The 10,933-nt window shown below is 68.7% G+C and carries 11 protein-coding genes; all 11 read right to left on the bottom strand.

The annotated features are described in order from the left end of the window. Positions 1 to 363: 363 nt before the first annotated feature. Positions 364 to 864, bottom strand: a complete 501-nt coding sequence (locus IEX72_RS14730) for an SHOCT domain-containing protein (protein WP_188788706.1) — start codon at positions 862 to 864, stop codon at positions 364 to 366. Positions 865 to 925: 61 nt separating this feature from the next. After that, positions 926 to 1,825, bottom strand: coding sequence for an ornithine carbamoyltransferase (gene argF, locus IEX72_RS14725; protein ID WP_188788704.1), 900 nt, complete (start codon positions 1,823 to 1,825; stop codon positions 926 to 928). An 8-nt stretch (positions 1,826 to 1,833) separates the two neighbouring features. After that, a complete protein-coding gene (locus IEX72_RS14720; RefSeq protein ID WP_188788702.1) occupies positions 1,834 to 2,988 on the bottom strand; it encodes a [LysW]-lysine hydrolase in 1,155 nt (384 codons plus the stop codon). Further along, positions 2,985 to 4,124 carry an aspartate aminotransferase family protein gene (locus IEX72_RS14715; RefSeq protein ID WP_188788700.1) on the bottom strand — a complete coding sequence of 380 codons (1,140 nt, stop codon included), beginning with the start codon at positions 4,122 to 4,124 and terminating at the stop codon, positions 2,985 to 2,987. The genes IEX72_RS14720 and IEX72_RS14715 overlap by 4 nt, the downstream gene beginning before the upstream one ends. Beyond that, a complete protein-coding gene (locus tag IEX72_RS14710) occupies positions 4,121 to 5,116 on the bottom strand; it encodes an acetylglutamate/acetylaminoadipate kinase (RefSeq protein WP_188788698.1) in 996 nt (331 codons plus the stop codon). Before IEX72_RS14710 ends, IEX72_RS14715 begins: the two co-directional genes overlap by 4 nt. A gap of 46 nt (positions 5,117 to 5,162) precedes the next feature. Beyond that, positions 5,163 to 6,245 carry an N-acetyl-gamma-glutamyl-phosphate reductase gene (gene argC / locus IEX72_RS14705; protein ID WP_188788695.1) on the bottom strand — a complete coding sequence of 361 codons (1,083 nt, stop codon included), beginning with the start codon at positions 6,243 to 6,245 and terminating at the stop codon, positions 5,163 to 5,165. Next, the gene (gene lysX / locus IEX72_RS14700) at positions 6,242 to 7,153 is read right to left on the bottom strand and encodes a lysine biosynthesis protein LysX (protein ID WP_188788693.1); all 912 of its coding nucleotides are present in this window, start codon (positions 7,151 to 7,153) and stop codon (positions 6,242 to 6,244) included. Before lysX ends, argC begins: the two co-directional genes overlap by 4 nt. Before the next feature lies 1 nt (position 7,154). Further along, positions 7,155 to 7,334, bottom strand: a complete 180-nt coding sequence (gene lysW, locus IEX72_RS14695) for a lysine biosynthesis protein LysW (protein ID WP_188788691.1) — start codon at positions 7,332 to 7,334, stop codon at positions 7,155 to 7,157. A 192-nt stretch (positions 7,335 to 7,526) separates the two neighbouring features. Further along, positions 7,527 to 9,020: an argininosuccinate lyase gene (argH, locus tag IEX72_RS14690; RefSeq protein WP_188788689.1), complete on the bottom strand. Its 1,494-nt coding sequence runs from the start codon at positions 9,018 to 9,020 to the stop codon at positions 7,527 to 7,529. A gap of 3 nt (positions 9,021 to 9,023) precedes the next feature. Continuing rightward, a complete protein-coding gene (locus IEX72_RS14685; RefSeq protein ID WP_188788687.1) occupies positions 9,024 to 10,241 on the bottom strand; it encodes an argininosuccinate synthase in 1,218 nt (405 codons plus the stop codon). Between the two features lie 333 nt (positions 10,242 to 10,574). Continuing rightward, the gene (locus IEX72_RS14680; RefSeq protein ID WP_188788685.1) at positions 10,575 to 10,820 is read right to left on the bottom strand and encodes a hypothetical protein; all 246 of its coding nucleotides are present in this window, start codon (positions 10,818 to 10,820) and stop codon (positions 10,575 to 10,577) included. Positions 10,821 to 10,933: the final 113 nt, after the last annotated feature.

Genomic DNA, 10,933 nt, shown 5'->3' with positions numbered 1-10,933 from the left:
GAAGCAACTCCTTGTCCTCTGGGGACTGCGGAATCACGTCGAACGTGTTGGCTCGCTTCATCGACTACATATTATATGATAACACACGTAATTGTTCCGTTCATATGATATTGTATGGTTGCAATTCGCATCGAGTTTGACGACGACGAACAGTACGAACGACTGAAGAAATTGAAAAAGCACCGTGGATTGAGGTGGAAGGGCTTACTGCTTGAAGGAGAAAAGAAAGTCAGAGAGGATACCCCTGAATAAGGGTCGAACGTGGTTTGTGCCGTGGAGTGTCGGATTCACGCCCGCCGTGAACGGCGGGACTCTCTCCTTGATTCAGGTAGTGTCGTCTGATCCGGTATCTCCCCCAAGCCATCACCCCTCCCGCTCGAACGCCCGCTCCGTGTCGCTGCCGGGCGCGTCCGGCCCGTCCTGCTCCCGGTCGAGTCGTTCCCGGGCGGCCTCCGGCGTCTCCGTCTGCAAGAGCGTTTCCAGTTTCCGCTCGAACTGCGCCTCCGAGAGCTCGCCGGTGGCGTAGCGGTTGCGGAGGCGGTCAAGCGCGGCGTCGACACCCTCGTCGGGGTCGTCGCGGACCGCACCGTCTGCGACCCGCTCGGTGTCGACCTGTCGGTCGCGGGACGCCTCGTCACCGCCGTCGTCGCGCCGGCCACGGAGCAACGAGACCAGCGGAACCACAACCGCGTATCCGATCGTGAAGAGCACCCAGAACTCGACCGCGGCCAAGAGCGGGACGCCGAACACCGACCCCAGTCCCGCGCCGAGCACTAAGAGCGCGACTGCGCCAACGACAGGGTCGTCGGCGTCGGCGAACGGCGTTCCCCGCCGGTCGGACGGCGGGGTTCGGCCGTCGTACATACCACCACTCTGCGCGTCGCCGGACAAAAAACTACGCCGGCGCGGCCGGTCCGGGGTCCGGTCACGCGTCCAGCAGTTCGACGAGCAGCCCCGTCTGGGCGTGGAGCCGGTTCTCCGCCTGATCCCACACCAGCGCGCGGTCGGACTCCAGAACCGAGTCGGTGATCTCCTCGCCGCGGTGGGCGGGCAGACAGTGCATCACATCGGCATCGGAATCGGAGAGGAGGTCGTCGTTCACCTGGTACCCATCGAACGCGGCGAGTTTCTCCTCGCGTTGGTCCTCCTGGCCCATCGAGATCCAGACGTCGGTGTAGACTACGTCCGCGCCGTCGACTGCGTCGGCAGGGTCGTCGACGACCGTCGGGGCGTGGCCGAGTTCGGCGGCCTGCTCACGCACCGCGTCGTCCATCCCGTAGCCGTCGGGCGTCGCAACGGTCAGATCCAGCCCGACCATCGCCGCGCCCACCACGAGCGACTGGCCGACGTTGTTGCCGTCACCGACCCACGCCGCGTTTACATCGTCGAACCCGCCGTACGCTTCCCGGATCGTCAGGAGGTCCGCGAGGGTCTGACACGGGTGGGCGTCGTCCGTGAGGCCGTTGATCACAGGCACGTCGGAGTACTCCGCGATCTCGACGAGGTCGTCGTGGTCGAACAGCCGCGCCATCACCGCGTCGACGTACCTGGAAAGGACCCGCGAGGTGTCCGACAGCGGTTCGCCGTGACCCAGTTGGATGTCGTCGGGCCCGAGGAAGATGGCGTGGCCGCCGAGTTGGGTCATCCCGGTCTCGAAGGAGATCCGGGTGCGGGTCGAGGGCTTCTCGAAGAGCATCCCCAGAGTGTGGTCTGGGAACCGGGTCCCGTCGGTGCCGGCTTTGATCGCCGCCGCGCGGTCGAGGACGGCGTCCAGTTCGTCGGGCGCGAGGTCGTCGATGTCGAGGAAGTGGTCGGTGTCGGGCATCGTCGCGGTCAGTCGGCGAGTCGCTCGCAGGCGTCGACCAGCACGTCGATCGAGCTGTCGAACTCCGCGAGGTCGAGGTGTTCGTTCGGCGAGTGATCCAGGTCGGAGTCGCCGGGGCCGTAGGTCACCATCGGGCAGTCCCACGCGCCGGCGAAGATGTTCATGTCGCTGGTGCCGGTCTTCCGGAGCAGACGTGGCTCGCCGCCGGCCTCCCGGATCGCGGCCCGGAACGCGCGGGCGGCCGCCGTGCGCGGACTCTCCATCACCGGTGGGATTGGCTGCTCCCAGTGGACGCTCCCCCGGTCGAGTTCGCCCTCCGCGACCTCCCGGACGTCGTCGATGGAGTACTTCGGCGGGACGCGGAACTGCACGTCGACAGTGGCTTCGACCGCCAGGCCGTCGTCGGTCGGGCCGCCGTCGAAGGTGACCGGCTTGGTGGTCACGGTGTCGAAGACGCCATCGGTGTTGTCGGCGTGGAAAAACTCCGCCACGCTCGACCACCAGTTGACCGCCGACTGGATCGCGTTGTCCTCGGGCCGCGAGGAGTGGCCGAGTTCGCTGGTGGAGACGTAGGTCCCCGACAGGAACCCCCGGTACCCCAGGGTGATGCCGTCCCACCCCGAGGGCTCGCCGTTGATCACAACCGCCGGGGCGTCGCGGTCGTCGGCCAGGTACCACGCACCGTTGGAGCCGGTCTCTTCCCGCACCACCCCAACGAATGAGACCCCGGTCTCGACCGCCGCGGCCGCCATCGCGGCGAGCGGGCCGGTGGCGTCGACGCTGCCGCGCCCCCAGAGCACGCCGTCTTCGATCTTCACCGGGACGTCACCGGGGACGGTGTCGATGTGCGAGGTCAGAAGCACCGCGTCGTCAGCCGGGGCTCGGACGTTACCAGTGTCGTCGATCCACACCTCCCGGTCGTGGGCCTCGAAGAACGCCGCCAGGCGCTCGGCCGCGGCGGCCTCCTGCCCCGACGGCGACGGGATCGACACCAGGTCCGCCAACAGCGTCTGCGCCCGTGTCAGCCCCTCAGTCAGCCCGGGCTGGACGTCGAAGACGTCGTGATCGGAGAGGAAGCCGACAGCGTTGCCGTCGGTCGTCCCGCCCGACTCCGTGCTCCCCTCGGCGTCGTCGACCTCGTCGGCGCCGAGTTCCGCACTCATCCCAACACCTCCACGAACGAGTCGACAAACTGGTCGGCGTGGGCCTCATCGATCGTGAGCGGCGGGAGCAACCGCACGACCGTCCGGCCCGCGGGGAGCGCGAGCACCTGCTCCCGGAGCGCGAGGTTCTTGAGCACGCGGTTGGCGCCGCGTTTCACCTCGATCCCGATCATAAGCCCCACACCGCGGATCTCCCGAACCGGGAGGTCGTGGGCCTCGACTGCGGCCTCGAGTTCCCCACGGAGGTACTCGCCGACCTGCGCCGCGTTGCCGGGGACGTCCTCGTCAACAACCGTTTCGAGGGTGGCGTTAGCCGCCGCACAGACGACCGGGCCGCCGGAGAACGTCGAGCCGTGGTCGCCGGCGTCCTCGGCGATCCGGTCGTTCACGAGCGTCGTTCCCAACGGGAGGCCGTTGGCGATCCCCTTCGCGGCGGTGAGGATGTCGGGTTCGACCCCGACCCCGTCGCAGGCCCACAGCGACCCTGTCCGTCCCACGCCGGTCTGGATCTCGTCGAACACCAGAGCCGCACCGGTGTCGTCGGTCGCCTCCCGGGCGGCCCGGAGATACTCCGCGGAGGCGGGGTGGATGCCGCCCTCGCCCTGGACCGGCTCGAGAAAGACCGCGGCGGTCTCCTCGTCGACCGCCTCGGCGAGCGCGTCGCCGTCGCCGTAGGGGACGAACTCGATGCCGCCCGCCAGCGGCTCGAAGGGTTTCTTATACTTGTCCTTCCACGTCATGGCCAACGCGCCCAGCGTCCGGCCGTGGAAGCCGCGCTTGGTCGCGACGATTTTCGAGCGGCCAGTGGCCGACCGCGCGAACTTCATGGCGGCTTCGTTGGCTTCCGTTCCGGAGTTACACAGCCAGACGTTGTCGACGTCACCGGGGCCGAGCGCCGCCAACTTCTCGTAGAGGTCGGTGCGAACACCGACGGGATACGACGCCTGGACATACGTGAGTTGGCCGATCTGCCCGCGGACGGCCTCGGTGACCGCGGGGTGGGAGTGACCGATCGACGCAACGGCGTAGGAGGCGCCGAAGTCGAGGTACTCGGTCCCGTCAGCGCCGTAGAGGTACGCGCCCTTGCCGGCCTCGAGTTCGATCGGCTTCTCCGAGAAGACGAACCCGCCCGTCATCCCGTGGCCTCCTCGTCGGCGTCCGTCGGTTCGCCGTCGCCGGTCCCGACTGCACTCGCCGCAACGTGTGTGCCGCTCCCGGCGAGCGCGGCGGTGATCGGGCCGTCGGCGTTGGCGCTCGCGACGACGACCGTCGGCGCGCCGGCGTTGAGGGCTTCTTCGGCTGCCATCACTTTCTTGCGCATAAACCCGTCCGCAGCGTTCTTTAGCCCGTCGAATTCTTCCGGGGTCGCGACCGACCCGATCAGGGTCGACGGATCGTCGGGGTCGGCGTACACGCCCTCGACGTCGGTGAGGACAACGAGGTCGGCGCCGAGCGCGCCCGCGACCGCCGCCGCGGCCCGGTCGGCGTCGGCGTTGACCGCGACACCGTCGTCGGCCAGCATCGGCACGGTCACCACTGGTGTGTAGCCGTCGCCGAGCAGGGTCTCGAGCAGGTCGTCGTTCACGTCGGTGATCCTCCCGGAGTGATCGCCGCGCTTTATTTTCCGTTTGCCGTCTTCCAGCACCCGGACCGCGGACTTCCGCGGGCCGGTCAGGAGTCCGCCATCGACGCCGGAGAGCCCGAGGGCGTCGACACCGGCGCCCCGGAGGGCGGCGGTGAGGTCGGTGTTGAGCTTTCCCGGCAACACCATCGAGAAGACCTCCATGGTGCGCTCGTCGGTAAACCGGCCGACAACGCCGCCGGGCGTCTCGACGTACGTGGGCTCCTCGCCGAGTGCTTCGAGGGTGTCGTCGACGGCCGTGGAGCCGCCGTGGACGACGGCGACATCGCGGCCGCGGTCGGCCAGGTCAGCGACATCGCCGATCGCTCCCTCGGGGGAGACCGCGCTGGCGCCGCCAATCTTGACGACGACCGGCGGTGGCGGCGTATCGGAGTCGGTGGCGCCGGCCCCTGCTCCGCCGTCTGCTCGGAGTCGCCCGCGGGACTCAGCGGCGGGTGTCGTCCAGCGGGCGTCGCGCGCGTCGTGTGTGTGGTGTTTGTTCGTCATCGTGTACAAGTCAGGTTGGGTGTCCGCGTCCGCGTCCGCGTCCGCGTCAGGGTGCGCCGACCGGGTGCAAGCCGGTGAACTCCAAGCCCGCGGTCTCGTCGAGTCCCAGCGCGAGGTTGGCCGCGTGGACCGCCTGCCCGGCGGATCCTTTCATCATATTGTCGATCGCGGAGAAGACGACGATCCGGCGGTTGCCGGGGTCGAGCTCGAAGCCGACTTCTCCGTAATTCGTGCCGGCGACCGCCTTGGGTTCGGGGTAGCGGTAGACCCCGCCGCCGCCTGCGACCGTCCGCATAAACGGCTCCTCGGCGTAGGCGTCGCGGTAAGCGCCCCAGAGGTCGCCTTTCGAGACCGGAGCCTCGGGGTAGACGTGGCAGGTTGCGCTCGCGCCGCGGGTCATGTCGACCGCGTGGGCGGTAAAGGACACCGACGTGCCGAGAAACGCCTCGATCTCGGCCTCGTGGCGGTGGCCGGTCGGGGCGTACGGCCGGACGATCCCCGAGCGTTCGGGGTGGCTGGAGGCGTCGCCGCCGCCGGCGCCCCCCTCCGAGGAGCCAACTTTCACGTCGACGACAATCCGTTCGTCACCAGCGAGGATCTCGGCGTCGAACAGCGGTTTCAGCCCGAGGATGGCCGCGGTGGCGTTGCAACCCCCTGACGCGATCAGGTCGGCGCCGGGGAGGTTCCCGCGGTTGATCTCTGGCAGGGCGTACTCCGATTCGTCGAGGAGGTCGGGGCGGGCGTGGCCGTCGTACCACTCGTCGTACTCGGCCTCGGTTCCGAGTCGGAAGTCCGCCGAGAGGTCGACGACGGTGTCGGCGGCCTCCTGGAACGCGTCGATCCGCTCCATCGAGACGCCGTGCGGCGTCGCCGCGAACAGCACGTCTACGGATTCCAGATCCGCGGGCGGGGTGAACCGGAGGTCCATCTCACGGAGGTTGGGGTGGACGTGCCCGATGGTCTTGCGCTTCTTCGAGCGGCTGGTGGCCTGCGCAAGCGAAAACTCGGGGTGGTGGTGGAGTATGCGAAGGAGTTCGCCGCCGGTGAACCCGGAGCCGCCGACCACCGACGCGGTGTAGGTGGGGTCGGCGGCTCCGGGGGCGTCGCCGTCGCCGTCCGGGCCGCTCATACGGTCGCCTCCGTGCCGCGTTCGACGTTCGATTCGAGCCAGTCGACGGCCGCGGCGGGCACGTCAACGTCGACAGCGTCGTTCAGCGCCTTGAACTCGACGGTGTGGTTGATCTCGTGGACGGTGTAGTCGGCGTGGGACCCCGTCTCACGGGTCTCCGAATCGTCCGGTTCGGAGACGCCGGTCTCCATCAGGTCGACGCCGAGGAGGCCGCCGCCGACGGCCTCCGACGCCGTGGCAACGAGTTCCCGGACCCGGTCGTCGACCTCGAAGGGCTGCACGTCGGCGCCCTTCGCGGCGTTGGTCAGCCAGTGATCCGACGAGCGCGTCATGGCGGCGATCGGCTCGCCGTCGACGGCGACGACCCGGATGTCGCGGCCGGGTTTCTCGACGAACTCCTGGACGTAGAACACCTTGTGCTGGTAGTGCCCCAGCGTGGCCTTGTGTTCGAGGATCGCTTCGGCCGCGGAGCGCGACTCGACTTTCGCCATCAGCCGCCCCCACGACCCCACGACGGGTTTGATCACGCAGGGGTAGCCGAACGCCTCGATGGTCTCGAGGGCGCTGTCGGTCGTGAACGCGACCTCGGTGGCCGGCGTCGGGACGCCGGCGCGCTCCAGCGCCAGGCTGTTTTTCACCTTGTCCGAACAGACGTCGGCCGTGGCCGCGCTGTTGACCACGGGCACGTCGTAGGCGTCCAGAAACCGGGTGATATACAGGCTCCGGGACGTCGCCAGACACCGGTCGACCACGATGTCGACGCTCTCGAACGACTCCGGCGGGTCGCTGAGGCCGAACTGCTCGTCCCGGACGTCGATCTTCGCCACCTCGTGCCCGCGGTCGCGGAGCTCCGAGAGGAGAAGCTTCTCGTCCCGACGGATCCGGGAGTACAGCAGCCCGACCTTCATCTCACTCGCCCCAGTCCTCTTCGAGCTCCGGGGCCTCCTCGAGTGTCACGGGATCGACGGAGATGACTTCCAACTCCGCCCCGGTCGCGGGGCTGTCGACGATCTCGCCGGCCTCGACGTCGGCCGGGATCTCGATCTCCTCGCCTGTCAGCGGGTCTTCCGTGGTAATCATATCTGCCATACCTCGCGTTCGGCGTGGCGGAGACTTAAACCCATCGAAAGTGTCGGATAGATTAACTGAATAGCTGTGCCACTGACGGCGTTGAACAGTCGAACGCTCGGTCCGCGTGAAACCTATGTCTGATTTCGTATGTTATCGGCCCCCGGCGGGGCTCGGCGTCGACACCCCGGTGGCCGCTCGGACCGGAGTCGATCAGACACGCGCCGCCACCTCCTGATCCAGCGTCCCGGCGGCCTCGTCGAGTGCGTCCCGGCGGTCCGACAGCGCCGCGGCGTCGGCGTCGATGCCGGCCGCGGCGGAATCGAGTTGCGCCGCCACCGCCTCCGGCGCGGGGCCGCCGACCGAATCCCGACTCGCGACGCTCTCGCGGGGGTCGATGATCGCCTCGACCCGCCCGCGGGGCACGTACGTGAACAGAGACTCGCCGAGCACCTCGGCGGTGACCGCATCGAGGGTGTCGATCCCGGGCGCGTCACCGTCGGCGCGCTCGGCCGCGGTTGCGAGCACCTCGTGGGCGGTGCGGAACGGCACCCCCGCCATCGCCAGCGCGTCGGCCACGCCGGTCGCGGTCGAGAAGCCCTCGCCCGCAGCGGCTTCCAGCGTCTCAGCGGGCCAGTCGGCGGTCTCGACCGCGCCCGCAGCGACCGCGGCCGCCTCGGTGACCGCGTCCACCGTGTCCCACACGTGGGGGGTCGCGCGCTGGAGGTCGCGGTTGTACGCGCGGGGGAGCCCCTTCAACGTGGTCAAAAGCCCCGAGAGGCCGCCGACCGCGTCGCCCGCGACCGCCCGGACCAGTTCCAGGGAGTCGGGGTTGACCTTCTGCGGCATGATCGACGACGTGGACGCGTACTCGTCGGCGAGGTCGACGTGGCCCCTGTGTGCGAAGATCGCGAGATCCTCCGCCAGCCCCGAGACCGTGACCGCGTGGGTCGCAAGCGCCGCGGTCGACTCCGCGAGGAAATCCCGGCCCGCGGCGGCGTCCATGGAGTTGCTGACCACGCCGTCGAACCCGAGCAGGTCGGCCGTCTGTTCCCGGTCGATGTCGAAGGGCGTGCCCGCAAAGGCCGCCGCCCCAAGCGGCGACCGGTTCGTGCGGTCGTACGCATCCAGCAGCCGGGCGGAATCGCGGGCGACCGCCGACTCGTAGGACGAAAGCAAATGTGCGACCGTGGTGGGCTGGGCGGGCTGGAGGTGCGTATACCCCGGCATCACCGTGTCGACGTGGTCGGCGGCGGTATCGAGAAGTGCCCCCCGGAGCGCGATCGTGGCCTCGACCGCGTCGAGGAGGTCCTCGCGCAACCGGTGGCGGATGCACGCCGCGACCTCGTCGTTCCGGCTCCGAGCGGTGTGCATCTTCCCGCCGTCGGGGCCGACGCGGTCGACGACGGCGGTCTCGATCGCCTCGTGGACGTCCTCGCCGTCTGGGAGCGCGCCGTGGCCCGCGGCTTCGACGTCGTCGAGCGCGGCCAGGATCTCGCCGACAACCTCGCTGCCGACGATCCCCTGCTCGGACAACATCACCACGTGAGCGCGGTCGACCGCGAGGTCCGCGCCGAAGATCCGCTCGTCGGCCGCGAGGCTCGACAGGAACCCCCGGGCGGGACCGCCGCTGAAGCGGTCCCGACGGACGACGCTCTCGGCGGTCTCATCGTCGCCCGCGCCGTCACCCGCCTCTTCGCCCGACATCGCTCACTCCGAGTCGCCGTCGGCGGTGGGGTCCGCAACGGCCGCCCGCGCAGCGTTGGCCAGCCGCGACTGGAACCCGTGGTACTTCGCAACGCCCGTGGCGTCCGTCTGGGTGATATCGCCGACGCCCTCGGTATTGAACGACGCGGCGTCCTCGGAGTACGCCGCGTACGGCGAGTCGCGGGCGACCGGGCGGGCGCGACCGCCCTCGAACTTGATCGTCACCGTGCCGGTCACTCTGGATTGGGTCTCGGCGACGAACCCTTCCAGCGCGTCCACCAGGGGGTGGTCGACCAGCCCCTCGTACCCCTTCTGGGCCCACTCGTCGTCGACCCGCCGCTTGAAGTCGCGTTCGTCCTTCGTGAGGACCAGCCCTTCGAGCGCCTCGTGGGCGGCCAAGAGTGTGGTCGCCGCGGGGTGCTCGTAGTTCTCGCGCACTTTCAGCCCGAGCATACGGTCTTCCATCATGTCGGTGCGCCCGACGCCGTGGGCGCCGGCGCGGTCGTTGAGCGCCCGCACCAGTTCGATGGGATCGAGTTCCTCGCCGTCCAGTGCAACAGGATAGCCGTTCTCGAAGCTGATCTGGACGAGTTCGGTCTCCGTGGCGGTCGCGGGGTTTTCGGTCCACTCGTAGATCTCCTCGCCGGGGACGTGGCCGGGCTCTTCGAGGTCGCCGCCCTCGACCGACCGGCTCCAGAGGTTGGTGTCGATCGACCACACGCCGTCGTTGCCCGACTGGACCGGGAGGTCGTGCTCTTCGGCGTACTCCATCTCCCACTCGCGGGTGAGTTCGAGTTCGCGCACGGGCGCGACCACGTCGAGGCCGGAACTCCGCCACACGGCCTCGAACCGCAACTGGTCGTTGCCCTTCCCGGTGCACCCGTGGGCGAGCGCGTCACATTCCTCGCTTTCGGCGACGTCGAGAATCGCCTTCGCGATCACCGGCCGCGCGAGCGCGGTCCCCAGCGGGTACCCCTGGTAGGTCGCGTTCGCCCGGACTGACTCGAAGCACAGTTCGGCAAATTCGTCTTTCGCGTCGACGACGTGGAGGTCAAGTCCGTGAGCGTCGGCGGTCTCCCGCGCTTCGACGAACTCGGATTCGGGCTGTCCCACGTCGACGGTCACGCCGACGACCTCGTCGTACCCATACTCCTCCTGCAGGAGCGACACGCACACCGTCGTGTCCAACCCGCCGGAGAAGGCGAGCGCCACGCTTGTCATATACCACCGTCTCGGACGCTCTTCCGTATAAATTACACGGTTTAGGTTCCGGAAAAGAAATCGCAGGGATGGGTCTGGATACGCTGGTCACTTCCCGTTCAGTCGGTACAACGCAGGGAGAAGGTAGTAGTGGGCCTACGCGGCCCGTCGTCGCGGTCGCGCGGCGGGCGTCAGAGCGGCAACGCGGCGGTAGGAGGCCGCGGCAGCCGGACGCTCGGCTCTGCGGGTGGGGCGGTTGCGCGCTCCGCGGAGCCGCATCATCGGGTAGAGGCAGTCACTTCACCCACTAAACGGTTTCGAGACCCGTCCGGGGCGTCGTCGCTCCGGATGGAGTCAATCGGCGTTCCGGCCCTCGCGTCGCCCACCGACGCGGCGGACAGCCCCCACGACGGCCGCAACCGCCGCCGTGAACACGAGCGTCGGAAGCAACTCAACGGGGACGCCGGCCGTCGGGAACGCGATCGCGACCACTGCGGCGAGCACCGCGATCGACACCAGGATCCCCGCGACGATGCCGACTCTGATGACCAGATCCAGGCGCTCGTTTCCGCGCGACCGTGACTGTGGGTCGTGACTCATATCCACGTGGGGACACCCGCGGAACAAAAACCACGACTCGGGTTTTCAGCGTTTTGGAGGTGGAGCCTCCGGCCTCAACGAGCGACCGAAGCGTAGCAAAGGGAGTGAGTAGG

This window comes from Halobellus salinus (assembly GCF_014646875.1).
GTDB lineage: Archaea > Halobacteriota > Halobacteria > Halobacteriales > Haloferacaceae > Haloquadratum > Haloquadratum salinum.
This window is presented reverse-complemented; position numbering and strand designations above follow the sequence as displayed.

What these genes read in the sequence shown, in the direction of transcription:
- IEX72_RS14715 (WP_188788700.1), bottom strand. Translation starts at nt 4,124, where the DNA reads ATGACGGGCGGGTTCGTCTTCTCGGAGAAGCCGATCGAACTCGAGGCC.
- argC (WP_188788695.1), bottom strand. Translation starts at nt 6,245, where the DNA reads ATGAGCGGCCCGGACGGCGACGGCGACGCCCCCGGAGCCGCCGACCCC.
- IEX72_RS14680 (WP_188788685.1), bottom strand. Translation starts at nt 10,820, where the DNA reads ATGAGTCACGACCCACAGTCACGGTCGCGCGGAAACGAGCGCCTGGAT.
- IEX72_RS14710 (WP_188788698.1), bottom strand. Translation starts at nt 5,116, where the DNA reads ATGACGAACAAACACCACACACACGACGCGCGCGACGCCCGCTGGACG.
- argF (WP_188788704.1), bottom strand. Translation starts at nt 1,825, where the DNA reads ATGCCCGACACCGACCACTTCCTCGACATCGACGACCTCGCGCCCGAC.
- IEX72_RS14730 (WP_188788706.1), bottom strand. Translation starts at nt 864, where the DNA reads ATGTACGACGGCCGAACCCCGCCGTCCGACCGGCGGGGAACGCCGTTC.
- lysW (WP_188788691.1), bottom strand. Translation starts at nt 7,334, where the DNA reads ATGGCAGATATGATTACCACGGAAGACCCGCTGACAGGCGAGGAGATC.
- IEX72_RS14685 (WP_188788687.1), bottom strand. Translation starts at nt 10,241, where the DNA reads ATGACAAGCGTGGCGCTCGCCTTCTCCGGCGGGTTGGACACGACGGTG.
- lysX (WP_188788693.1), bottom strand. Translation starts at nt 7,153, where the DNA reads ATGAAGGTCGGGCTGCTGTACTCCCGGATCCGTCGGGACGAGAAGCTT.
- IEX72_RS14720 (WP_188788702.1), bottom strand. Translation starts at nt 2,988, where the DNA reads ATGAGTGCGGAACTCGGCGCCGACGAGGTCGACGACGCCGAGGGGAGC.
- argH (WP_188788689.1), bottom strand. Translation starts at nt 9,020, where the DNA reads ATGTCGGGCGAAGAGGCGGGTGACGGCGCGGGCGACGATGAGACCGCC.